This is a genomic window from Streptococcus mitis, assembly GCF_965111725.1.
Taxonomy (GTDB): domain Bacteria; phylum Bacillota; class Bacilli; order Lactobacillales; family Streptococcaceae; genus Streptococcus; species Streptococcus mitis_DV.
In genome coordinates this window covers 642,326-665,084 of record NZ_OZ217341.1, presented here as the reverse complement: position 1 = coordinate 665,084, position 22,759 = coordinate 642,326, and the positions used below count along the sequence as shown (strand labels likewise).

The window sequence follows — 22,759 nt, the reverse complement described above, 5'->3', positions numbered from 1 at the left end:
TTCCCTCAACTGTAGCAAAAAGCCATCCGAAGATGACTTTTTTAAATCGCATTCTTGTCAAAACCGAGTTTACGTTGAACAAACTTAACGATTTCGACGATAATAATCATTGAGAAGCCTCCGCCCATAACGATTCCCCATTGTGACAAGTCTAGTTTGGTTACGTGGAAGATTCCTTCAAGCGGTTCTACGATGATTGTTGCCATAAGAAGGATGAAAGATACCAAGATGGACCAGTTGAAGGTCTTGGACTTGAATGGACCAACTGTCAAGATGGACTGGTAAACAGATTTGACATTGTAGGCATGGAAGAGCTGAATCAAACCAAGGGTTGCAAAGGCCATCGTTAGAGCATCTGCATGAATGGCATGATTGTCACCCACATGAACTGGGTAAAGAAGGGCAAGTCCATAAACACTCATAACAATAGCTGCTTGGAGTACACCTTGATAGATGATAGAACTGAAAACACCACCTGAGAAGAAGCTTGCCTTGCGTCCACGTGGTTTATGGTTCATGACACCAGGCTCAGCAGGTTCAACACCAAGAGCAATAGCTGGGAAGGTATCCGTTACCAAGTTGATCCACAAAAGATGAACTGGCTGCAAAACATCCCAACCAAACAAGGTTGATAGGAAGATGGTCAATACTTCAGCAGTATTGGCAGAAAGTAAGTACTGAATAGTCTTTTGAATGTTTGAGAAGACCTTACGTCCTTCTTCCACTGCAACGATGATAGTCGCAAAGTTATCATCTGCAAGAATCATGTCAGATGCACCCTTAGAAACCTCTGTACCAGTGATTCCCATACCGATACCGATGTCTGCTGTTTTCAAAGCCGGAGCATCATTGACACCGTCACCTGTCATGGCAACGACTTTACCTTGTTTTTGCCAAGCCTTGACGATACGAACCTTGTGTTCTGGAGACACACGGGCATAAACAGAGTATTGACCAACTACTTTTTCAAAGTCTTCATCAGATAGTTCGTTGAGCTCAGCACCAGTTAAAACGTGGCTTTCGGTATCGTTTGCGTCAATGATTCCCAAACGTTTAGCAATAGCTTCTGCTGTGTCTTGATGGTCACCAGTAATCATGATTGGACGGATTCCAGCTTCCTTAGCCACACGAACAGCCTCAGCTGCCTCAGGACGTTCAGGGTCAATCATCCCAATCAAACCAGTAAAGATTAAATCATTTTCAAGCTCTTCAGAAGTGAGGTTTTCTGGAATGCTATCGATAATCTTATACGCACCTGCAAGGACACGTAAGGCTTGGTGGGCCATTTCAGAATTGTTTGTATGAATGAGGTTTGTAACCTTCTCGTCAATCGGAGCAATATCCCCAGCCTTATCACGAAGAACACAACGTTTCAAAAGTTGGTCTGGCGCACCCTTGACTGCTACAAGGAAACGACCGTCTGACAATGGGTGAACCGTTGACATGAGCTTACGGTCAGAATCAAATGGCAACTCAGCCACACGTGGATATTTCTCTAAGAAACCTTTAACATCGTAGCCCTTGTCCAAGGCATATTGGATAAAGGCTGTTTCGGTTGGGTCACCAATCAGGTTGCCTTCCACATCGATTTTCGTATCATTAGCCAAGACAACTGAACGAAGAAGGGGCATTTCAAGACCTAGTTCAATGTCGTCAGCTGAGTCATGTAGAACCGCATCATAGAAGACTTTTTCGACTGTCATCTTGTTCATAGTCAGCGTACCAGTCTTATCAGAAGCGATGATTTCAGTTGAACCAAGTGTTTCAACTGCTGGCAATTTACGAACGATGGAATGGCGTTTGGCCAAAACTTGAGTACCAATGGAAAGAACGATGGTAACGATAGCAGGAAGTCCTTCTGGAATGGCTGCAACGGCAAGGGCAACAGAAGTCAACAACTCACCAAGTGGACTTTTCCCTTGGATGAAGACACCAACTACAAACGTAACAAGGGCAATGACCAAGATAGCATAGGTCAAGACCTTAGAAAGGTTATTCAAGTTTTGTTTGAGTGGTGTATCCGTCTCATCCGCATCTTGGAGCATGCCAGCGATATGACCAACTTCCGTGTACATACCTGTATTGACAACAACACCAAGACCACGACCATAAGTCACATTTGAGTTTTGGAAGGCCATATTGACACGGTCACCAATACCAGCATCTGCAGCAAGTTCAACTGTCAAGTCTTTATCGACTGGAACAGACTCACCTGTCAGGGCTGCTTCTTCGATTTTAAGAGAGTTGGCTTCTAGCAAACGTAGGTCTGCTGGCACCACGTCACCTGCTTCGAGGGCAACAATATCGCCTGGTACCAATTCTTTAGAATCAATCTCCGCCATATGCCCATCACGAAGAACGCGAGCAGCTGGACTAGACATGGATTTGAGGGCTTCGATAGCTTCTTCTGCTTTTCCTTCTTGGTAAACACCAAAGGCAGCGTTGATGATAACCACAGCTAGGATGATAATAGCATCTGCGATATCTTCCCCGCCAGAAGTCACAACTGACAAGATAGCCGCCGCAACTAGGATGATAATCATCAAATCCTTAAATTGCTCGATAAACTTGACCAGGATTGATCGTTTCTCGCCTTCTTCGAGTTCATTGTGGCCAAATTCAGCAAGGCGCTTTTCCGCCTCACTTGATGATAAACCTTGCTCGGTCGCATCCACAGCCTGCAAGACCTCTTCAGGACTCTGAGTGTAAAACGCTTGGCGTTTTTGTTCTTTTGACATGTGTCTCCTCCTTGACATTGTGTGCAAAACAGGCTCTCTTTTTCTCATCGTATCTTTTCACGACAAACAAAAAGAGACCTGTTAATCATAACAAGTCTCGCTGTTTAAGATAGTGCCGGAAAGCATACTTTTCAGTATAAAATTCGGAATGACGACACTATCACAGGTTTCTGCCAGCTACTCCCTTGAGTAGTACTATTATACCAAATTTTGAAAAGTTTTCAAAGAGTAAAGATTCTATAAAATTCTATCCTTATCAAAAGTACGTTCACTGATAATATATCTAGGACGACGTTTCGTTTCTAGGTAAATCTTTCCAATATACTCACCAATTACTCCCAAACTAATCAATTGAACCCCACCAAGTAAACTAACTATTGCATAGGTGCTTGCCCAGCCTGCCACAACCGTACCAGCAACCTTACTCCATAAAACCCAAATAATCAACAGAAAACTAAAGAGTGATGTCAAGACCCCAAAACTTGTAATCAAACGAATCGGTTTGATTGATAAACTGGTAATACCATCCATAGCCAAACCAAGCATTTTGGACAGTGGATAATGGCTCTCACCAGCAATTCGTTCATGGCGTTTATATGAAACATAAGAATATTTAAAGCCCACTAAGGGCATTAAACCACGAAGAAAAAGATTAACTTCTTGGAACCTCTCTAACTCCTGCAAAAATCTTTTTGATACCAATCTATAGTCGGCATGATTGAAAACAACTTCTGCTCCAAATAGGCGTAGCACCTTATAGAAACCTTCAGCTGTAATTCGTTTAAAAGCAGAGTCTGTATCACGGTTATCACGTACACCGTATACAATTTCAGAACCACTTTTATATTCTTCAATCATTTTGTCCATACAATTAATATCATCTTGTCCATCAGCATCGATGGTAATAACAATATCAGCAAACTGAATAGCCTCATACATACCTGCAAGAACACTACTTTGATGTCCCCTGTTACGACTTTGTGACACACCAACCACAGAAGGAATAGATTGAGCATAACTTTCTATCAGTCCCCAAGTCCGATCCTTACTACCATCATTTACATACATAATTTTACTAAGATAATGGATTTCTTCTTTATTTACTAATTGTTCAATTTTTTCAACAAACATTGGATTAGTATGTGGTAGGACTTGCTCTTCGTTATAACATGGAACAACAATATATAAAATTGGCTTTTTCCTGCTCATGCTATTCTCCTCCTTTTCTATAAATCATAGCCGTATCAATCTGTTTTTCTAAGTGATAATTTGCTTTAATATAATCCTTTATAAAAGAGTCAGTTCTCTTACCATAATCCCATTCAGTATCAAATACAATATAGATAGGAGGATTTTCTTGTATAGATTTTCTAAACTCATCAATAATAACTCGATCATCTGTCACAGCTGGGATGAAGAAAAATTTTGTACTAGCTAGCCGTTCACTATACAAATAAATTGTTCCATTTTGACGGTGTGTATAAATTCGGTCATCCATCGACGTATTTTTCTCTATATAGCTAGCAACACGTTGCTGTTTCTCAGATCTATTCAGATATCTTGTATTCATACTTTTCATGATGGATTTTACATCATTCTGGTATACAATAATAAATCCTAAGAATAAGACAAAAAATACTTGAAAAGACATTTTCTTGGATATGCTATGAAATAAATAGGAAATATATGGAATCAAAATCGGGAGCATTACTAAAATGTAATGACCATAGCTTCTTTTTGAGATAAGAGCCAGAAGTAAACAAACAATAAAAACGAAATGATAGAAGATTGATTTTATTCCAAATTTCTTCCACAGTGGTATCAAGGAAAATAACATCAATAAATTAAGACTTAAGAGATTTGTTTGAGAAATGTACCATCTGATAATCTCATACATCGAAACGTTATTAGATTCTGTAGTATAAATAAAATTAATTCCAATCGACTGGTATACCATTTCAAAAAAGATACCTTTTGTTAACAAATATAAGCACAAAGGGATAGTTGGTATTAATATTCCAAGGAAAAATAATCCTATCAAAGAAAACAAGTCCCTGTATGCTTTCTTTAGTATAAAATCAATCAATACATAAATACAAAATACTAGCCAAATCCCTATCATATTTGCTTTCGTAAAAAATACAATAGCGAAAAACGCACCTGATACTACGATGTCATTTTTACTGAAATCATTTTGTATAAATAATTTTAAAAAAATGTATAATGAATAAGACAAAAAAGGTAAAATAAAACCTTCTAAACTCTAACCGCCATCAAAAAAATACTCATAAATTATAAAGATAATTGCTAAAGTTAAAATTGTTTGCTTATTCCCAGTAAATAATCTTGAGATCTTATAGCTAGCTATAAAGAATAGAAATGTACAAAATAGGTATAAAAATTTAATTCCTAACGCACCACCAATAAGATATCCTAGGTAGTTCAGTAAAAAAACAACTGGCCCCTTATGATCAAATAAGTCTGCATACATCAATTCTCCTCGATTCATTGCATACCCAAAATATTCAAAAATACTAGCATCTGAAAACGGTATTCCTTGTTTGACATTTGTTACCATCGAGAACCAGACTAAAACAGTAAAGAGCAAAGAAATACTCATCGCTAAAATACTCATTTTTTTCAATTTTATTTACCTCAACTTTTCACTTTATCAGTCTATCATATTTCCTAAAAAAAAAAAAAAGCATTTTCTGCTTTGTATTTTCTTAATTTTATCCATCCTATTTGAATTTTCCCTTGAAAACCAGTATAATGGTAGAATGCTATGTGACTGGAAAGGAAGTTGAATGAAGCAATCTATCTCAAATCTCAAGTTAGCTGAGCGTGGGGCCATTATCAGTATTTCAACCTATTTGATCTTGTCTGCAGCCAAATTAGCAACTGGTCATCTTCTTCATTCATCCAGTTTGGTAGCCGATGGTTTTAACAACGTCTCGGACATCATTGGAAATGTGGCCCTCTTGATAGGGATTCGGATGGCGCGCCAGCCTGCAGACCGTGACCATCGCTTTGGTCACTGGAAGATTGAAGATTTGGCTAGCTTAATCACTTCCATCATCATGTTTTATGTCGGTTTCGATGTACTTCAGGATACCATTCAAAAAATTCTCAGCCAGGAAGAAACGGTCATTGATCCTCTGGGTGCAACTCTAGGAATTATGTCTGCAGCGATTATGTTTGTGGTTTATCTCTACAACACTCGCCTCAGTAAGAAATCCAACTCCAAGGCACTGAAGGCAGCAGCCAAGGACAATCTTTCTGATGCTGTTACCTCACTTAGTACTACCATTGCCATCCTAGCTAGCAGTTTCAATTATCCCATTGTTGACAAACTGGTTGCCATCATCATCACTTTCTTTATCTTGAAAACTGCCTATGATATCTTTATCGAGTCTTCCTTTAGTCTTTCAGATGGCTTTGACGACCGTCTGCTTGAGGACTATCAAAAGGCTATCATGGAAATTCCCAAAATCAGCAAGGTCAAATCGCAAAGAGGTCGCACCTACGGTAGCAACATTTACCTTGATATTACGCTAGAAATGAATCCTGACTTGTCTGTTTTTGAGAGTCATGAAATCGCGGATCAAGTCGAGTCTATGCTGGAGGAACGTTTTGGAATCTTTGATACCGATGTCCATATCGAGCCAGCACCTATCCCTGAGGATGAAATTTTAGATAACGTCTATAAAAAATTGCTTATGCGTGAACAATTGATTGATCAGGGAAACCAACTGGAAGAACTCTTGGCTGACGATTTTGTCTATATTCATCAAAATGGAGAACAGATGAATAAAGAGGCCTATAAAGCAGAAAAAGACTTGAATTCAGCTATCAAGGACATCCAAATCACTTCCATCAGTCAGAAGACCAAACTCATCTGCTATGAGTTAGATGGTATTGTCCATACCAGTATCTGGCGTCGCCACGAAACTTGGCAAAATATCTTTCATCAAGAAACCAAAAAAGAATAGAGAAATCCTGTCATGAGACGGGATTTTTCTATTCTTCTAGCTATCAAAGTCACTTAGGTATTCATAGCGTTCGTATTTTTCAAGAAGTGCTTCGTTCTTCTCATCTAGTTCTTTTTGGAGAGTAGCCAGCTTACCAAAGTCGGAGCCGTTGGCCTGCATCTCCTCTTCAATAGCAGAGATACGATCTTCCAAGGCTTCAATATCACCTTCAATACTTGCCCACTCCTGCTTTTCTTGGTAGCTCATACGTTTCTTGTCTTCTCGAACCTTGACGACTTTTTCCTTTTCTACCTTTTGCACTTGATTGGCCATCTCTGTTTCAAAGACTTTTTCATCAAGGTAATCAGTGTAATGACCAAAGAAAGGACGAATCTTACCATCTTCAAAAGCCAGAATCTTGGTCGCTACCTTATCCAAGAAATAGCGGTCATGGCTAACTGTCAAGACAGGCCCTGCAAAGCCTTGCAAGAAATTCTCCAAAACTGTAAGAGTAGCAATGTCCAGGTCATTGGTTGGCTCGTCCAAGAGGAGAACATTTGGTTTTTCCAAAAGCAATTTGAGGAGATAAAGACGCTTTTTCTCTCCACCTGACAATTTCTCAATCAAGGTTCCATGCGTTGAACGTGGGAAGAGGAACTGCTCCAGCAACTCTGCAATCGAAGTCGTAGAACCACCGCTGGTCTTGACTTCTTCTGCTACTTCCTGCAGGTAATTGATCACTCGCTTGCTCTCATCCAAGCCCTCAATTTGCTGAGAGAAATAGGCGATGCGAACAGTTTCCCCTATCACAACTTGACCTGCTGTCGGCTCAAGACTTCCTGCAATCAAGTTGAGGAGGGTTGATTTCCCAACACCGTTGTCCCCAACAATTCCAATACGATCTTTAGCCTGCACCAAGAGATTAAAATCTTGCAAAATAGGCTTGTTTTCATAGGCAAAGGAAACATCCTGAAACTCGATGACTTTCTTCCCAATCCGACTGGTTTCAAAGTTCATGGTCAAGTCTGTTTCAGCAACGCCACCTGAAACCTCTTTCTTCAAGTCATGGAAACGATTGATACGAGCCTGCTGCTTGGTTGCCCGCGCCTGCGGTTGTCTGCGCATCCAGGCCAATTCCTGCTTATAAAGTTGTTCCTTTTTGTGGAGAAGAGCTGCGTCACGCTCATCCTGTTCCGCCTTTAGGCGAACATAGTCCTGATAATTGCCCTGATACTCGGTCAAGCCTGCTCGGTCCAACTCGAAAATCCGTGTTGACAAAGCGTCTAGGAAATAACGATCGTGGGTAATGAAAAGGACAGTTTTCTTAGAATTTTTCAAAAAGAGGGTCAGCCACTCGATGGTCGCAATGTCCAGATGGTTGGTCGGCTCATCCAGAAGCAAGAGGTCGTGGTTGCCAAGTAAAACTTGTGCCAACTGGACCCGTCTTCTTAGACCACCTGACAATTCCCCAACAGGAGTAGATAAGTCCTGAATCCCCAACTTGCTGAGAACCGTCTTGACCTGACTCTCAATTTCCCAAGCTTGGAGAGAGTCCATTTCTGCCATGACCTGTTCCAAACGCGCCTGCTTGTCCTCACTGTAGTTGAGCATGATCAACTCATACTCACGAATAAGCTGGATTTCCTTGAGGTCGCTGGATAAGACCGTATCCAAGACCGTCTTGCTATCATCAAAATCAGGGTCCTGGGTCAAGTAGCCAATCTGGTAATCGTTCTTTGCTGAAAAAGGACTGACATCCCCATCAAAGCCAGAAACACCAGAAAGGACATCCAAAAGGGTGGTCTTGCCAGTCCCATTGACACCAATCAGACCAATTCTGTCTAGGTCATGGATGATAAAGGAAATATCCTTAAAAACGGTCTTATCACCGACGGATTTAGTTAGTTTTTCAACGATAAAATCACTCATTTTTTCTCCCTTAGATAAGCATAGATGGCTTGTCGGTCATTTTCCAATTCTCCATCGACAATGGCATACTCAATCTCTGTTAAAATCTCTCCCAAGTCTGGCCCTGGTTGATAGCCATATTCCTTAATCAAAATACCACCGTTGATTTGGATTTCTTTCTTGTCATGAATGCTCAAACTATGGTAAGTTTCTGTGATGACTTGCGAATTGACTTCTTTTCCTTGAGCCTGCCGAAGATTTTCAGCCTGTAAAAGTAAATCCAAGTCAAAGCGATAACAATCGCGCTTGCTCAACTCTCCCTTTTCACGCAAGGTCAAAATAGTCAGCAAATCCTGAACTTGCTTGGCAAACTGACGTGAGGTCTTCCAAGCTTTCAAAAATGGCTGCGCATTTTCAATCTCCAAAGCCCACAGTAGAGCCGCCCAAGCTTGCTCTGAAGATTCAAAGGTGAAATCAGTCTCCAAATCAAACAGTCTGTTGAGCTTATCCTGGCTAGATGCCATATCAGGGAGATAGTCATAAGCTTGACTCTCAATCATGGAATCCAAGCCCCTTCTCCAAAATGGAGCCAACAAAAGTTTATCAAACTCAACAAAAGTACGCTCTACAGAAATTTTCTCCAAAAGTGGCGTCAAGGTCTTCATAGCTTTAAACGTTTCTGGCTCAAGTTCGAAGCCAAGACTAGCCTGAAAACGGAAACCACGCATAATTCGTAGAGCATCTTCGTTGAAACGCTCACTAGCCACTCCAACTGCTCGTAAGACTTGCTTTTCCAAATCTTCTAAACCATGAAACAAGTCAATGATTTCCCCTGTCTCGTCCAAGGCAAAGGCATTGACTGTAAAATCACGGCGCTTAAGGTCTTCTTCTAGCGAGCGAACAAAAGAAACCGCACTGGGTCTGCGATAGTCCACATAGACATCCTCTGTTCGAAAGGTGGTTACCTCATACTCCTCATCCCCATCTAAGACCAAGACGGTTCCATGCTCGATTCCGATATCAGCTGTTCTCGGAAAAATCTGCTTGGTCTCCTCTGGATAGGAAGAAGTCGCAATATCCACATCGTGGATGGGACGATTGAGAAGGGCATCTCGAACAGAGCCCCCAACAAAATAGGCTTCAAAACCTGCTTCTTTAATTTTTTCTAATACTGGTAAAGCCTTCTGAAATTCAGAAGGCATTTGCGTTAATCTCATAATAAGTGTTCTAATCCATAGACAAGCTCATGACGCTTGACAACTTCTTTAATTCCCAAATTCACCCCTGTCATGAAGGAGCTGCGATCATAGGAGTCATGACGGAGGGTCAATCCTTCTCCTTGATTGCCAAAGATGACTTCCTGATGAGCTACCAAGCCTGGCAAACGAACTGAGTGGATGCGCATGCCATCAAAATCAGCACCACGGGCACCTGCAATCAATTCTTCCTCATCAGGCGCACCTTGCTGAGTAGACTCTCGAACTTCCGCCATCAACTCAGCTGTTTTAATGGCTGTTCCACTCGGAGCATCCTTTTTCTTGTCATGATGGAGCTCGATAATCTCCACATTTGGGAAATATTTGGCAGCCTGCGTCGCAAATTGCATGAGTAAGACAGCACCCAAGGCAAAGTTAGGGGCAATCAAGCCACCCAAGTCTTGGGCACGAGAAAATGCTTTTAGCTCTGCAATTTCTTCACTTGTGAAACCTGTTGTTCCAACTACTGGAGCAAAGCCATTTTCAAGAGCAAAGCGTGTATTTTCATAGGCAACAGCTGGAGTAGTAAAATCTACCCAGACATCCGCTTCAAAGCCTGCTAAATCAGCCTTATCCTTGAAAACAGGAATACCCTGCCATTCTGACTCAGACTCAAAAGGATCCAAAACTGCTACCAAGTCCAAGTCTGGATCAGCCAAGACCATCTGACAAGCAGCTTGTCCCATCTTTCCCTTAAAACCAGCAATAATTACTCGAATACTCATCTCTACTCCTGTCTAAGATACAAAGGACATTAGCTACCCTTGAAAAATAGGGAATGGCGCTGACTTTCCACGAAAGGCAAGACAGGCATCTTTTTCCAAGAGGCAGGTAGTCCGTGTTCAATTGCTAAGATACAAAACCTGTAGGAACACAAAGTGAAAATAGGAGTTTTGATCAAGAAGTATCTACTCCTTGGAAGAACTATCTTTTTCATACAGGGTTCCAGGCGTGTTCAATTATCAAGATACTAAGGACGTTAGCTGCCCATGAAAAATAGGGAATGGCGCTGACTTCCCACGAAAGGCAAGACAGGCATCTTTTTTCAAGAGGCAGGTAGTCCGTGTTCAATGGCTATGATACAAGATTTCTTAACTAGCCTAGAAGCGCCAACTAAATCACTGGAATATAACCCAGAGCAATACTTCCTGCTCCTAGGTGGGTTCCAATGACACTACCAAATGTAGCAAGTGAAACATCTGAACTCAATCCAGATTCAATCAAGTGCTGACGCAATTCCTCAGCCTTTTCAGGAGCATTCCCATGAATGACAATGACACGATATTGCCCTGAAGCTGTTGCTTCCTTGATAATCTCAATTAAGCGCTTAGTTGCTTTCTTTTCCGTACGAACTTTTTCGTAAACTTCAATCACACCTTGGTCATTGAAATAGAGGATTGGCTTAATGCTAAGCAAATTGCCCAAAATAGCAGCACCATTTGAAAGGCGTCCACCTTTCACCAAATGATCCAAATCATCTACCATGATAAAGGCTGACGTACGACTGATTTGAATGGCTAGCTTATCCTGAATGCTGGCAAAATCATCGCCCTGGTCACGCCAATTAAAGACGCTTTCAACCATGATACCCAGAGGAGCACTTGTAATCAAAGTGTCTGGAAAAGCAATGGTTAAGCCCTCATATTCATCTATCATATACTGTATATTTTGGTAAAAACCTGAAATTCCAGAAGATAGGAAAAGCCCCAAAGCATGGGTATAGCCTTGTTCTTTGAGCGAAGTTAAGATTTCATCTAACTTGGCAATACTTGGTTGACTAGTCTTAGGCAGTTCAGAAGCCTGAGCCATTTTTTGGTAAAATTCCTCAGCAGTCAGATTGATGCCTTCGACATACTCCTCACCATCAATATTGACAGGAATATCCAAGACAAATAAATCTTCTCTTTGCAAGGTCTCTGCACTGAGATAGGCAGAGGAATCTGTGATAACAGCTAATTTCATATTAGAACTCCAAATTGATTCCTGGTAAGTCTAATGCAATTTCAGTTACTTCGTAAGTCAAACGGTTGAGCATATTCAAACATGGACGAGCCAAAGTTTCCACTTCTTCTTGGCTCAATTCACTTGGTTCATTGACAATACGGCCATCGATATGATTTACCTGTGAAATGGTTCCACTGATGACAAACTTATCAAATACAATCATAAAGGTCAAGATGACAATCAAGGAAGTCACTTGATTTTCTTGATCATGTTGGAGCAATTGGAAGTTCACATCCACCTTAGTTTCAGGAGCTCCATTTTCATTTTCCCATTCGAAATTACGCGCATCAAAATGATACTGACTAACAAATTCTTGTTCACGTTTAAGATTCATGTCTTTCTCCCTTGGCTACAATATTATAAGCTATTGTACCATAATTTTTTATTTTCATCTAGTTTTCTCGGATTTAGTCAATCCCGATTTCAGCTCGAACTACGTCTGCGATGGTATCAACATAGTAGTCCACTTCTTCTGTTGTAGGAGCTTCTGCCATAACACGCAAAAGGGGCTCTGTTCCACTCGGGCGAACAAGAATACGGCCATTCCCTGCCATTTCTTCTTCCATCTTCTCGATGATAGCCTTGATAGCTGGCACTTCCATAGCCTTTTCCTTCATGGCATTTTCCACTCGGATATTAACTAATTTTTGTGGATAGATGGTTACTTCTGCTGCCAACTCTGACAAGCTCTTACCTGTTTCCTTCATGATTTTAGTCAATTGGACGGCTGATAATTGGCCATCACCTGTTGTATTGTAATCCATCAAGATGACGTGCCCTGACTGTTCACCACCAAGGTTGTAGCCTGATTTTCTCATTTCTTCAACAACGTAGCGGTCTCCAACTGCAGTGACTGCCTTGTTAATACCTTCACGGTCCAAGGCCTTGTGGAAACCAAGGTTAGACATCACAGTCGTCACGATTGTATTTTGAGCCAATTGTCCTTTTTCAGAAAGGTATTTCCCGATGATGTACATGATTTTGTCACCATCAACAATCTCACCATTTTCATCAACAGCAATCAAACGGTCGCTGTCTCCGTCAAAGGCCAAACCAATAGCTGAGCCGCTTTCTTTGACAATTTCTTGAAGGGCTTCTGGGTGGGTTGAACCAACATTAAGGTTGATGTTAAGACCATCTGGTGTTTCCCCTATAACCGTCAATTGAGCGCCAAGGTCTGCAAAGATTTGACGAGCACTTGTAGAAGCTGCACCATTAGCTGTATCCAAGGCAACCTTCATTCCTTCAAGAGGAGTTCCAGTTGAAACAAGGTATCCTTCATACTTTCGCAAGCCTTCGGGATAATCTACCAAGGTTCCCAAGCCTTCTGCACTTGGACGAGGAAGAGTATCTGCCGCAGCATCTAGCAAGGCTTCAATTTCTGCTTCTTTTTCATCATCTAGTTTGAAGCCATCACCACCAAAGAACTTGATTCCATTATCAAGGGCTGGGTTGTGGCTAGCAGAAATCATGACACCTGCGCTTGCTCCTTCAGTTTTAACCAAGTAAGCTACTGCTGGTGTTGCCAAAACGCCTAGTTTGTATACGTGAATACCAACTGAAAGAAGACCAGCTACCAAGGCAGATTCCAGCATTTCCCCTGAAATACGTGTGTCACGTCCTACAAAGACTTTCGGTGCTTCCGTTTCATGTTGACTGAGAACATAGCCTCCAAAACGTCCTAGCTTAAAAGCTAATTCTGGAGTAAGTTCTACATTAGCTTCTCCACGGACTCCATCAGTCCCAAAATATTTACCCATTTTTATAAAATCCTTTTCCTATTTTTAATTCGTTTTTGAACTAGTTGCTTTTGTTGACGAAGATGTCTCCGACGAACTGCTTGTAGTTGAATTTGATGTACTTGAACTTGGTGCTACTGGTTTTGTAGTCACCTTCATTATTGTATCAAAGGGAGTGATAACTGCCGGTAAGACAACACCATTGCGGTCAATTGCCTGCAAAGGTACTGAACCACTGTAATTACCTGTTATGCGTTCGCTAGTTGGCAAGACAGCGATAATCTTATCAATTCTATCCAATGTCTCTTGGTCACTCGTAATCGACACTTCTTCATCTGACACCGTGACATTTTCAATCTGTACCCGACTATCAATTTGACTAGGGTCAATCTCTGGTACAACCTTTACCTTATTCTTTTGAGCCTTCTTACCAATCTTGACTGTAATTTTTTGCGGAGTCGCCACAGCGGTCAGCCCATTGGGTAAATCTTCAATGCTCAAAGGAACCTCAATCGTTCCAACACTGGCATCTGTTAGGTCAGCAGTAACCTTGAATTTACGTGTGCTTTCTTGCATTTCACTAGCTAGCGATAGGCGATTTGCACCAGTCAAGACCACTGATACTTCTGAAGCAAAACCGCTAATAAAATACTCATCACTATTATAGCGTATGTCAATAGGGACATTTGTTACTGTATTCGTATAGGTTTCCGTTTTTACCTGCCTAGCACTGGTACTGTTTTGAAAATTCGTCGCCGTAGCATAGACAAATAAGACACAAGCAAAAAAGAGTGAGGATATAATATATAAACTATTTTTTCTCATGTTTCCATCCTCCTAGCAATCGTTCTTTAAAACTAAGACCTGCTTCCTCTTTTGGAAGTAAGATTTCACGTAATTCTGTTTCAAATTCATCAAGTGTTAGGTTGTGCTTAAAGCTTCCATTATAGGTTATCGAAATTCCTCCCGTTTCCTCTGATACGACAAAAGTCAAGGCATCTGAGACTTCTGATAAACCGATAGCCGCCCGGTGTCTGGTCCCAAATTCCTTGGAAATTCCTGTACTTTCTGTCAAGGGCAGATAGGCAGACGTCACAGCGATACGTTCTTCTCTAATAATCACCGCACCATCATGTAGGGGAGTGTTGGGAATAAAAATGTTAATGAGAAGTTCTGCAGAAATCTTAGCATCTAAGGGAATTCCTGTCGAAATATACTCCTGCAAGGTACGTACACGCTGAATAGCAACCAAGGCACCGATTTTACGAGGACTCATGTATTCAACAGACTTAACAAAGGCACGAATCATCTGTTCCTCAGCACTAATAGGGGCATTGGAAAAGAAATCTGTCGCTCTTCCCAAACGTTCCAAACCAGTCCGAATCTCTGGAGAGAAGATAACAACCGCCGCAATAACCCCATAAGTAATAATTTGATTGATTAACCAAGAAATCGTAGTCAAGCCAATCATATTTGCAAGGATTTGAGCTAAAATAAACACCAAAACTCCACGTACCAAAATCATAATCTTGGTTCCTGCAATAGCTTTTGTAAAATGATATAAAATATAAGCAACAATCAAAATATCAATCAGATTGATAGCTATCGTCCATGGACTTGCAAACAAACTGGTCCAATATTGCAGATTGGATAATTGTTGAAAATTCATCCCTGATATCCTCCCTATCAAAACACTTTCGTCCTATTATACCATTTTCTGGCATTTTTTTCCCTATCCTAGTCCACTTTACATTGAGCAAAAATATGATACAATAAACTGATACTCAATGAAAATCAAAGAGCAAACTAGGAAACTAGCCGCAGGCTGTACTTGAGTACGGCAAGGCGACGTTGACGCGGTTTGAATTTGATTTTCGAAGAGTATGACTAGAAAAAACAAAGGAGAAACCATGTCTCAACTCTATGATATTACCATTGTAGGTGGTGGTCCTGTCGGGCTTTTTGCATCCTTTTATGCCCACCTACGTCAAGCCAAGGTTCAAATCATCGACTCTCTTCCCCAACTAGGTGGACAACCTGCTATTCTCTATCCTGAAAAGGAAATCCTCGACGTTCCAGGTTTCCCAAACCTGACTGGAGAAGAATTGACCAACCGCTTGATTGAACAATTAAATGGCTTTGATACCCCTATTCATCTCAACGAAACGGTTCTTGAGATTGAAAGACAAGAAGAAGGATTTGTCATCACAACTTCTAAAGGAAGTCACCTGTCTAAAACTGTTATCATCGCTATGGGTGGCGGTGCCTTCAAACCACGTCCTCTGGAACTAGAAGGCGTTGAGGGCTATGAAAATATCCACTACCACGTTTCCAACATCCAGCAATACGCTGGTAAGAAAGTGACCATTCTTGGTGGTGGGGACTCAGCTGTTGATTGGGCTTTGGCTTTTGAAAAAATCGCACCAACTACCCTTGTCCACCGCAGAGATAATTTCCGTGCCTTGGAACACAGTGTTCAAGCCTTGCAAGAATCATCTGTAACCATCAAGACACCATTCGTCCCTAGCCAACTCCTTGGAAATGGAAAAACGCTTGACAAGCTGAAAATCACAAAAGTCAAATCTGATGAAACAGAAATGATTGACCTAGACCACCTCTTTGTCAACTATGGTTTCAAATCTTCTGTCGGTAACCTTAAAAACTGGGGTTTGGAACTCAACCGTCACAAGATTATCGTCAACAGCAAACAGGAATCCAGCCAAGCAGGTATCTATGCTATCGGTGACTGCTGCTACTATGATGGAAAAATCGAACTGATTGCGACAGGCCTCGGAGAAGCTCCAACTGCTGTCAATAATGCTATCAACTACATAGACCCTGAACAAAAAGTACAACCAAAACACTCTACTAGTTTATAAAAAAGAACCACGAATCACATAGGATTCGTGGTTTTATAGTTCATCGGCTATCTTGTTAGCTCATATCTTTCCTTTCTTCTACCACAAATAAAAATGCCTATCAAACTGATAAATCATGTGATATAATAGAAATGGCACTAACAATACGCCTTGGAAAAGGAGGTATGACAGATGCTAGAACTTCTCAAAATAATACTTATCGCAGTCATCGAGAGTATTATCTCATGGCTGGTGACTCGTTGGTTAGACGATCACTTCGACAAGTAACCTTCGTGGTTAGTGCTATCTAACCCAGAAAAAAATCCCCTCGGTATTGCAGTACCGAGGGGATTTCTGTTAGCACTAAAATGCTAGAACTTCTCAATTCCCCTTTATTATCTCACATACTCTATTCAATTGTCAAGAAACAGGTTGATATTTTGTAAACTAGCGACATCAGGCTGTTAGGAAAATGGAATCAACCAATCACACTGATAATTCAAGGGGTTGCTTTATATCGTTATAATTCATCGGCTATCTTATTGATTTTTCTGAGTCTGTGGTTGACACCACTTTTTGTCAAAGGAGTGCTGAGACTATCTGCTAACTGCTGGATAGAGTAGTCTGGGTGCTGAATCCGCAGTTGCGCCACTTCCTGCAAATCCACTGGCAAGTTTTCTAAACCCATGATATCTTTGATTTTACTGATATTGTTGATGGTCTTCATACTGGCAGAAACTGTCCGAGCGATATTAGCTGTTTCGGCATTGTTGGCTCGATTGAGGTCATTACGGGTTTCTCGCAAAATCTTAACCCGCTCAAAATCATCACGCGCCTGCATGGCTCCGATGACTATCAAGAAGTCCATAATGTCTTCGGCACGCTGGAGATAGGTCACAGCTCCCTTCTTGCGCTCAAGCACCTTGGCATCCAGTAAAAATTGCTGGAGAAGTGAGGCAATCCCTTGCGCGTGGTCCAGATAAACAGAACTGATTTCCAACTGGTACTTACCTGACTCAGGGTCACGAATGCTGCCATTTGCCAAGAAAGCACCACAAAGATAGGCACGACCTGCTTCCTCGTCCGATAAAATCTCCTCGTCAATACCTGTTTCCAAACCAAAAAAGGAGTCTGCCAAGTGCAAATCACTCAACAAGTCCTGCACCTTTTCATCTGTAAAAACGGTATAGACCCGATTCTTGCGAAGATTGCTCCGTTGGTGGTGACGAATTTCCGATTTGATTTCATAGAAATGGAGAAAGGATTCATAGAGGTGACGAGCCAGTTTGGCATTTTCTGTCACAACGGACAAGGTCAGGCCCGAAGTCGAGAGACCGATGCTACCAGACATTTTGATAATGGCTGATAATTCATGCCGGTTCAGATGGTGTTGACCTAGGATTTCTTCTTTTACTGCTACTGTGAAACTCATTTTCTCACCTGTATAATGCGCATCAACTCGTCTACAATCAAATTCCCATCGTGGAAGGCACCACCATTTTCCAGACGAAGGAAGTTGGATGAAATCACGCGCGGAACTTGTTTACAAAGACCAGCAAAATCATGTTCCACCTGCACCAAGTATTCATCAAAACGGTTGGAATTCATGTATTCCTGAGGCACTTTTTCGATATTCACCAAGACAGTATCGATAAAAGGTCTGCCAAGGTGGCGATGCAAGACCTCCACGTGGTCACTATCTGTAAAGTATTCCGTCTCCCCACGTTGGGTCATGATATTGCAGACATAGGCGATTTCTGCCTTGGTTTCCAAAAGCGCCTGCCCGATTTCCTTGATCACGATATTGGGCAAAATCGAGGTAAAGAGGGAACCAGGTCCGAGGACAATCATGTCACTTTCAAGAATAGTCTGCACTACTCGACGGCTAGCAAGAGGCGTATCATCGTTGAGGGTATTGGTCACATAAACATGGTCAATCATGCCTGGATGGTCTGCAATATGGCTCTCTCCAGCCACTTCTGTCCCATCCTGAAAGACTGCATGCAGGGTCAAGGGATGGTCACTGGAAGGATAAATCTTCCCAGTTGTGTGGAAAAATTTGCTCAGTAACTGCATGGCATTATAGGTCGAACCCTGCATCTCTGACAGACCTGCAATAATGAGATTGCCCAATGGATGGCCAGCAAAGGCTCCGGCATCCTCGGAAAAGCGATACTGAAAGACTTTCTCATAAAACTTAGGCATATCCGACATGGCTACAAGAACATTGCGGAGATCGCCTGGCGGTGTCAACTGTTGCATATTTTTTCGGAGTTCACCTGATGAACCACCATCATCCGCCACCGTTACGATAGCAGCGATTTCCACATCTTTTTCCCGCAGACTTTTTAGAATGACAGGAATCCCAGTTCCTCCACCAATCACCGTTATCTTTGGTTTTCTCATGAACGGTTTACCGTTTCCTTTCTCCGGTCTTTGTCGCGATGCCCTTCATTAACAGGCCAAGTCTTGGATAAGTCCTGCGCCAAGCGTTTGGCAAAGGCCACACTACGGTGTTGTCCCCCTGTACAACCCATGGCAATGGTCAAAACAGACTTCCCTTCCTTTTGGTAACTTGGCAAAATCGGCTCAATCAAGGCCAATAAATGTTGATAAAAGTCTTCTGACTCAGGATGATTCATGACATAGTCATAAACAGGTTCATCCACACCCGTTTGGTTTCGCAGTTCTGGTAAGTAGTAGGGATTTGGCAAGAAACGGACATCAAAGACCAAATCCGCATCAATTGGGATTCCATATTTAAAGCCAAAAGACATGACTTCGATACGGAAAGACTGGGCTTGTTCTTGATCTGAAAACTGCTCTGCAATGGTTTTACGCAGCTCACGAGGAGTAAGTTCAGTCGTATCCACCACATTTTGGCTCATATTTTTCAAAGGTGCCAAGAGTTCACGTTCCAACTTGATTCCGTCTAAAATCCGTCCGTCTGCAGCTAATGGGTGACTCCGTCTGGTTTCCTTGTAACGAGCGACCAATTCCTTATCTGCTGCGTCCAAAAAGAGAATTTTAAAGTCCAGTTCTTCCTTGTTTTCCAACTCATCCAAAACAGTTTGAATCTCCGAGAAGAAAGAACGGCTACGCATATCCACTACCAAGGCCAACTTATGGTCGTCTTCCTTTGTTTCCACCAACTGCAAAAACTTAGGCAAGAGGGCTGGCGGCATATTATCAATAGTAAAATAACCTAAATCCTCGAAAGACTGAATGGCAACTGTTTTCCCTGCACCACTCATCCCTGTCACAATCACCAAGTGAAGTTGTTTCTTTGTCATCTTTTTCTCCTTATATCAAAAGAAGTTTGGCAACACCAAACTTCAACTAGCTTATCCAATCTCTGCGATGACTTCGATTTCGACTTTTACATCACGAGGAAGACGAGCTACCTCCACAGCTGAACGAGCTGGAAATTCCTCTTTAAAGGCCGTTTGGTAAACCTCGTTAAAAGGAACGAAGTCGTTCATATCGCTCAAGAAACAAGTTGTTTTGACAACATGGTCAAAGTCAGTTCCTGCTTCTGCCAAAATAGCACCGATGTTTTTCAAGACTTGTTCTGTCTGTTCTTGGATAGTCTCTCCTACGATTTCCCCAGTTTCAGGAGAGAGAGGAACTTGACCACTAGCAAACAAAAGGTTACCAACGATTTTTCCTTGAACATATGGTCCGATAGCCTTTGGAGCTTTGTCTGTATGAATTGTTTTTGCCATTTTCTTTTCCTCACAATTTTTCTAAGATTGCATCCCAAGCCTCATCCATCCCTGCCTTGCTGACAGATGAAAAGAGAATAAAGTCATCACTTGGGTCAAAGTTTAATTTCTTTTTGATTGCTGATTCGTGCTTGTTCCATTTACCACGAGGAATCTTGTCCGCCTTGGTCGCAACGATGATAACCGGAATCTCATAATACTTGAGAAATTTGTACATCTGCACATCATCTGCTGACGGGTCATGACGAAGGTCAACTAGACTGACTACCGCACGGAGATTTTCCCGAGTCGTTAGGTACTCCTCAATCATGCGCCCCCACTTTTCACGTTCCTTTTTGGAAACACGGGCATAGCCATAGCCAGGCACATCCACAAAGCGCATCTTGTCGTCAATGCTAAAGAAGTTGAGCAGCTGGGTTTTACCAGGTTTACCTGATGTTCGGGCTAGATTCTTGCGGTTCAGCATGGTGTTGATAAAGCTAGACTTGCCAACATTGGAACGCCCTGCTAGGGCAATCTCTGGTAGGTCATCCTGCGGATAGTGGGACTTGTTAGCCGCACTGAGCAAGATTTCAGCATTGTGTGTATTCAGTTCCATAGTCACCTCTAGGCTGTTTCTAGGATTGGTTTATCCGTTCCATCGACAGCTTCTTTTGTGATGCGAACCAGTTTCACATTTTCCTGACTCGGTACTTCAAACATGACGTCTAGCATGGTTTCTTCGATAATCGAGCGAAGTCCACGCGCACCAGTTTTGCGTTCTATGGCCTTATTTGCAATCTCTTGAAGGGCCTCGTCGTCAAATTCCAACTCAACATCATCATAAGAAAGCAAGGTTTGATATTGTTTGACCAAGGCATTTCTTGGCTCTTTCAAAATACGAACCAAGTCATCGACCGTCAATTGCTCAAGAGCTGCAAAAACAGGCAAACGTCCAATCAACTCAGGGATAATACCAAATTTTTGAATGTCTTCTGCGATGATTTCTTGCATGTAAGAACTATTTTCATCAATCGCCTTGTTATTTTGACCAAATCCGATAACCTTTTCACCCAGACGTTGTTTGACGATTTCTTCAATGCCATCAAAGGCACCACCCACGATGAAGAGAATATTTTTAGTATCCACCTGAATCATCTCTTGTTGTGGATGCTTGCGTCCACCTTGAGGCGGCACACTTGCAACTGTTCCCTCGATAATCTTGAGAAGGGCTTGTTGCACCCCTTCACCAGAAACGTCACGTGTGATAGACACGTTCTCACTCTTCTTGGCGATCTTGTCAATTTCATCCACATAGATAATCCCACGCTCTGCACGCTCGATGTTAAAGTCGGCAGCCTGCAAGAGTTTGAGAAGGATATTTTCCACGTCCTCACCCACATAACCAGCCTCCGTCAGAGCTGTTGCATCTGCAATGGCAAAAGGTACATTTAAACTCTTAGCTAAGGTCTGGGCAAGAAATGTTTTCCCTGAACCAGTTGGGCCAATCATCAAGATGTTTGACTTCTGCAAATCCACATCTTCTGACTCTTCACGCGTATCATGAAAATTGATACGTTTGTAGTGGTTGTAAACTGCCACTGCCAAGGCACGTTTGGCACGATCTTGACCGATTACATAATGGTTCAAGATATGGAGGAGTTCAATTGGTTTTGGCACCTCAGACAAGTCTGCCAAGACTTCCTCAACCAATTCTTCTCGAATGATTTCCTGGGCCAACTCCACACATTCATTACAGATAAAGGCATTGTTACCAGCGATTATTTTTTGTACTTCTTCTTGGTTTTTGCCACAAAATGAGCAATAAACCATCATATCATTTTTTCTATTTGTAGACATGATTTCCTTCCATTCTATACTGTCATTCTATCTAAAATAAGGTCATGTAAAAAGCATGAATACTATTGACCAGATTGGTAAAGGCATTTAACCAGAGCAGGATAGAAAGCCCGTAACGCTTTTTACGAAAAGCCTGTGCTCCTGCCAGAAGGCAGATGAAACACAGAAAAGCCGTGAATAAACCAAATAAACTCCGTTCCATTAGACTTCCTTTCTCTTGCGGTATTGGATGGTAAAATCATAAGGATTCTTCTCATCTTTGGCGTAAAATTTGCTTGAAACTGTCTCAAAAAGAGATAAGTCAAACTCCTCAGGAAAATAGGTATCTCCCTCCACCCGAGCATGAATCTGAGTGACAATTACTTCATCTAAATAGGGTTCAAAAGCCTGAAAAATCTGCTTCCCACCGAGAATGTAGAGATTCTTTTCTTGAGCCTGATACCAGTCGAGAACAGACTGGACGTCCTGAAAAGTAGCAACCCCATCTATCTTTTCTTCCGGATTACGCGTCAAAATCAGGGTCTCCCGTTGTGGAAGCAAGCGACGCCCCATTCCATCAAAGGTTACCCGCCCCATCAAGATAGCATGATTCAGAGTTGTTTCTTTAAAGTGCTGCAATTCTGCTGGCAAATGCCAAGGCAGACGATTGTCCTTACCAATCACACCCTCTTCATCCTGGGCCCAAATAGCTACGATTTTCTTAGTCATGCTTCCATCCTTT

General features: G+C 41.9%; 23 protein-coding genes. 3 read left to right on the top strand and 20 right to left on the bottom strand.

Going from position 1 to position 22,759, the window contains the following annotated elements:
- Nucleotides 1–41: 41 nt before the first annotated feature.
- The 4 genes from ACLV7Q_RS03430 to ACLV7Q_RS03415 form a co-directional block, all read right to left on the bottom strand.
- A complete protein-coding gene (locus ACLV7Q_RS03430) occupies nucleotides 42–2,738 on the bottom strand; it encodes a cation-translocating P-type ATPase (RefSeq protein ID WP_218757470.1) in 2,697 nt (898 codons plus the stop codon).
- Nucleotides 2,739–2,975: 237 nt separating this feature from the next.
- Nucleotides 2,976–3,947 (bottom strand): glycosyltransferase family 2 protein, encoded by a 972-nt coding sequence (locus ACLV7Q_RS03425; RefSeq protein ID WP_218757469.1) that lies wholly within the window; start codon nucleotides 3,945–3,947, stop codon nucleotides 2,976–2,978.
- Between the two features lies 1 nt (nucleotide 3,948).
- Nucleotides 3,949–4,389: a hypothetical protein gene (locus ACLV7Q_RS03420; RefSeq protein ID WP_225904712.1), complete on the bottom strand. Its 441-nt coding sequence runs from the start codon at nucleotides 4,387–4,389 to the stop codon at nucleotides 3,949–3,951.
- Between the two features lie 612 nt (nucleotides 4,390–5,001).
- Nucleotides 5,002–5,316 (bottom strand): hypothetical protein, encoded by a 315-nt coding sequence (locus ACLV7Q_RS03415; protein WP_411865984.1) that lies wholly within the window; start codon nucleotides 5,314–5,316, stop codon nucleotides 5,002–5,004.
- A gap of 229 nt (nucleotides 5,317–5,545) precedes the next feature.
- Here ACLV7Q_RS03415 and mntE point away from each other — a divergent pair, with 229 nt between their 5' ends.
- The gene (mntE, locus tag ACLV7Q_RS03410; protein ID WP_218757467.1) at nucleotides 5,546–6,730 is read left to right on the top strand and encodes a CDF family manganese efflux transporter MntE; all 1,185 of its coding nucleotides are present in this window, start codon (nucleotides 5,546–5,548) and stop codon (nucleotides 6,728–6,730) included.
- A gap of 36 nt (nucleotides 6,731–6,766) precedes the next feature.
- Here mntE and ACLV7Q_RS03405 read toward each other — a convergent pair whose 3' ends face one another.
- From ACLV7Q_RS03405 to cdaA, 8 genes are all read right to left on the bottom strand, one after another.
- Entirely contained in the window at nucleotides 6,767–8,638 is a 1,872-nt protein-coding gene (locus tag ACLV7Q_RS03405; protein WP_218757466.1) for an ABC-F family ATP-binding cassette domain-containing protein, read from the bottom strand.
- Nucleotides 8,635–9,834, bottom strand: coding sequence for a CCA tRNA nucleotidyltransferase (locus tag ACLV7Q_RS03400; protein WP_411865983.1), 1,200 nt, complete (start codon nucleotides 9,832–9,834; stop codon nucleotides 8,635–8,637). Before ACLV7Q_RS03400 ends, ACLV7Q_RS03405 begins: the two co-directional genes overlap by 4 nt.
- A complete protein-coding gene (gene dapB / locus ACLV7Q_RS03395) occupies nucleotides 9,831–10,598 on the bottom strand; it encodes a 4-hydroxy-tetrahydrodipicolinate reductase (RefSeq protein WP_061439608.1) in 768 nt (255 codons plus the stop codon). Before dapB ends, ACLV7Q_RS03400 begins: the two co-directional genes overlap by 4 nt.
- Nucleotides 10,599–10,986: 388 nt before the next feature.
- Nucleotides 10,987–11,835, bottom strand: coding sequence for a DegV family protein (locus tag ACLV7Q_RS03390; RefSeq protein WP_023943697.1), 849 nt, complete (start codon nucleotides 11,833–11,835; stop codon nucleotides 10,987–10,989).
- A 1-nt stretch (nucleotide 11,836) separates the two neighbouring features.
- Nucleotides 11,837–12,211 (bottom strand): DUF1149 family protein, encoded by a 375-nt coding sequence (locus tag ACLV7Q_RS03385; RefSeq protein WP_001050087.1) that lies wholly within the window; start codon nucleotides 12,209–12,211, stop codon nucleotides 11,837–11,839.
- Nucleotides 12,212–12,284: 73 nt separating this feature from the next.
- Complete coding sequence (glmM, locus tag ACLV7Q_RS03380; protein WP_218757465.1) at nucleotides 12,285–13,637, bottom strand: phosphoglucosamine mutase; 1,353 nt, start codon at nucleotides 13,635–13,637, stop codon at nucleotides 12,285–12,287.
- Nucleotides 13,638–13,661: 24 nt separating this feature from the next.
- Complete coding sequence (locus ACLV7Q_RS03375) at nucleotides 13,662–14,441, bottom strand: YbbR-like domain-containing protein (RefSeq protein ID WP_050153432.1); 780 nt, start codon at nucleotides 14,439–14,441, stop codon at nucleotides 13,662–13,664.
- Nucleotides 14,428–15,285, bottom strand: a complete 858-nt coding sequence (cdaA, locus tag ACLV7Q_RS03370) for a diadenylate cyclase CdaA (protein WP_050089436.1) — start codon at nucleotides 15,283–15,285, stop codon at nucleotides 14,428–14,430. Before cdaA ends, ACLV7Q_RS03375 begins: the two co-directional genes overlap by 14 nt.
- A 241-nt stretch (nucleotides 15,286–15,526) precedes the next feature.
- On the opposite strand from cdaA, the gene ACLV7Q_RS03365 reads away from it, so the two are divergent.
- Entirely contained in the window at nucleotides 15,527–16,495 is a 969-nt protein-coding gene (locus tag ACLV7Q_RS03365) for an NAD(P)/FAD-dependent oxidoreductase (RefSeq protein ID WP_218757464.1), read from the top strand.
- Nucleotides 16,496–16,626: 131 nt separating this feature from the next.
- Complete coding sequence (locus ACLV7Q_RS03360) at nucleotides 16,627–16,785, top strand: hypothetical protein (protein WP_218757463.1); 159 nt, start codon at nucleotides 16,627–16,629, stop codon at nucleotides 16,783–16,785.
- A gap of 209 nt (nucleotides 16,786–16,994) precedes the next feature.
- Here ACLV7Q_RS03360 and whiA read toward each other — a convergent pair whose 3' ends face one another.
- From whiA to ACLV7Q_RS03320, 8 genes are read right to left on the bottom strand one after another with little or no spacing between them, the layout of a single operon-like run.
- Nucleotides 16,995–17,906 carry a DNA-binding protein WhiA gene (whiA, locus tag ACLV7Q_RS03355; RefSeq protein WP_218757462.1) on the bottom strand — a complete coding sequence of 304 codons (912 nt, stop codon included), beginning with the start codon at nucleotides 17,904–17,906 and terminating at the stop codon, nucleotides 16,995–16,997.
- Entirely contained in the window at nucleotides 17,903–18,880 is a 978-nt protein-coding gene (locus tag ACLV7Q_RS03350) for a YvcK family protein (protein ID WP_218757461.1), read from the bottom strand. Before ACLV7Q_RS03350 ends, whiA begins: the two co-directional genes overlap by 4 nt.
- A complete protein-coding gene (gene rapZ, locus ACLV7Q_RS03345) occupies nucleotides 18,877–19,767 on the bottom strand; it encodes an RNase adapter RapZ (protein ID WP_218757460.1) in 891 nt (296 codons plus the stop codon). Before rapZ ends, ACLV7Q_RS03350 begins: the two co-directional genes overlap by 4 nt.
- A 51-nt stretch (nucleotides 19,768–19,818) precedes the next feature.
- The gene (locus ACLV7Q_RS03340; RefSeq protein ID WP_001140420.1) at nucleotides 19,819–20,199 is read right to left on the bottom strand and encodes a RidA family protein; all 381 of its coding nucleotides are present in this window, start codon (nucleotides 20,197–20,199) and stop codon (nucleotides 19,819–19,821) included.
- A gap of 10 nt (nucleotides 20,200–20,209) precedes the next feature.
- Entirely contained in the window at nucleotides 20,210–20,797 is a 588-nt protein-coding gene (gene yihA, locus ACLV7Q_RS03335; RefSeq protein ID WP_218757459.1) for a ribosome biogenesis GTP-binding protein YihA/YsxC, read from the bottom strand.
- A gap of 8 nt (nucleotides 20,798–20,805) precedes the next feature.
- Nucleotides 20,806–22,038 carry an ATP-dependent Clp protease ATP-binding subunit ClpX gene (gene clpX / locus ACLV7Q_RS03330; protein ID WP_000106341.1) on the bottom strand — a complete coding sequence of 411 codons (1,233 nt, stop codon included), beginning with the start codon at nucleotides 22,036–22,038 and terminating at the stop codon, nucleotides 20,806–20,808.
- A gap of 31 nt (nucleotides 22,039–22,069) precedes the next feature.
- Nucleotides 22,070–22,240: a hypothetical protein gene (locus tag ACLV7Q_RS03325; protein ID WP_000442276.1), complete on the bottom strand. Its 171-nt coding sequence runs from the start codon at nucleotides 22,238–22,240 to the stop codon at nucleotides 22,070–22,072.
- Complete coding sequence (locus ACLV7Q_RS03320; RefSeq protein WP_084367432.1) at nucleotides 22,240–22,746, bottom strand: dihydrofolate reductase; 507 nt, start codon at nucleotides 22,744–22,746, stop codon at nucleotides 22,240–22,242. Before ACLV7Q_RS03320 ends, ACLV7Q_RS03325 begins: the two co-directional genes overlap by 1 nt.
- Between the last annotated feature and the right edge of the window lie 13 nt (nucleotides 22,747–22,759).

Bases quoted from the DNA above. Each gene is read 5' to 3' on its own strand.
- ACLV7Q_RS03325 (WP_000442276.1), bottom strand. From the start codon at position 22,240: ATGGAACGGAGTTTATTTGGTTTATTCACGGCTTTTCTGTGTTTCATC.
- ACLV7Q_RS03415 (WP_411865984.1), bottom strand. From the start codon at position 5,316: ATGGTAACAAATGTCAAACAAGGAATACCGTTTTCAGATGCTAGTATT.
- ACLV7Q_RS03425 (WP_218757469.1), bottom strand. From the start codon at position 3,947: ATGAGCAGGAAAAAGCCAATTTTATATATTGTTGTTCCATGTTATAAC.
- ACLV7Q_RS03390 (WP_023943697.1), bottom strand. From the start codon at position 11,835: ATGAAATTAGCTGTTATCACAGATTCCTCTGCCTATCTCAGTGCAGAG.
- ACLV7Q_RS03400 (WP_411865983.1), bottom strand. From the start codon at position 9,834: ATGAGATTAACGCAAATGCCTTCTGAATTTCAGAAGGCTTTACCAGTA.
- ACLV7Q_RS03405 (WP_218757466.1), bottom strand. From the start codon at position 8,638: ATGAGTGATTTTATCGTTGAAAAACTAACTAAATCCGTCGGTGATAAG.
- ACLV7Q_RS03350 (WP_218757461.1), bottom strand. From the start codon at position 18,880: ATGAGAAAACCAAAGATAACGGTGATTGGTGGAGGAACTGGGATTCCT.
- clpX (WP_000106341.1), bottom strand. From the start codon at position 22,038: ATGTCTACAAATAGAAAAAATGATATGATGGTTTATTGCTCATTTTGT.
- ACLV7Q_RS03320 (WP_084367432.1), bottom strand. From the start codon at position 22,746: ATGACTAAGAAAATCGTAGCTATTTGGGCCCAGGATGAAGAGGGTGTG.
- ACLV7Q_RS03385 (WP_001050087.1), bottom strand. From the start codon at position 12,211: ATGAATCTTAAACGTGAACAAGAATTTGTTAGTCAGTATCATTTTGAT.
- ACLV7Q_RS03375 (WP_050153432.1), bottom strand. From the start codon at position 14,441: ATGAGAAAAAATAGTTTATATATTATATCCTCACTCTTTTTTGCTTGT.
- ACLV7Q_RS03365 (WP_218757464.1), top strand. From the start codon at position 15,527: ATGTCTCAACTCTATGATATTACCATTGTAGGTGGTGGTCCTGTCGGG.
- mntE (WP_218757467.1), top strand. From the start codon at position 5,546: ATGAAGCAATCTATCTCAAATCTCAAGTTAGCTGAGCGTGGGGCCATT.
- ACLV7Q_RS03430 (WP_218757470.1), bottom strand. From the start codon at position 2,738: ATGTCAAAAGAACAAAAACGCCAAGCGTTTTACACTCAGAGTCCTGAA.
- rapZ (WP_218757460.1), bottom strand. From the start codon at position 19,767: ATGACAAAGAAACAACTTCACTTGGTGATTGTGACAGGGATGAGTGGT.
- cdaA (WP_050089436.1), bottom strand. From the start codon at position 15,285: ATGAATTTTCAACAATTATCCAATCTGCAATATTGGACCAGTTTGTTT.
- whiA (WP_218757462.1), bottom strand. From the start codon at position 17,906: ATGAGTTTCACAGTAGCAGTAAAAGAAGAAATCCTAGGTCAACACCAT.
- ACLV7Q_RS03360 (WP_218757463.1), top strand. From the start codon at position 16,627: ATGGCACTAACAATACGCCTTGGAAAAGGAGGTATGACAGATGCTAGA.
- ACLV7Q_RS03340 (WP_001140420.1), bottom strand. From the start codon at position 20,199: ATGGCAAAAACAATTCATACAGACAAAGCTCCAAAGGCTATCGGACCA.
- glmM (WP_218757465.1), bottom strand. From the start codon at position 13,637: ATGGGTAAATATTTTGGGACTGATGGAGTCCGTGGAGAAGCTAATGTA.
- yihA (WP_218757459.1), bottom strand. From the start codon at position 20,797: ATGGAACTGAATACACACAATGCTGAAATCTTGCTCAGTGCGGCTAAC.
- dapB (WP_061439608.1), bottom strand. From the start codon at position 10,598: ATGAGTATTCGAGTAATTATTGCTGGTTTTAAGGGAAAGATGGGACAA.
- ACLV7Q_RS03420 (WP_225904712.1), bottom strand. From the start codon at position 4,389: ATGTCTTTTCAAGTATTTTTTGTCTTATTCTTAGGATTTATTATTGTA.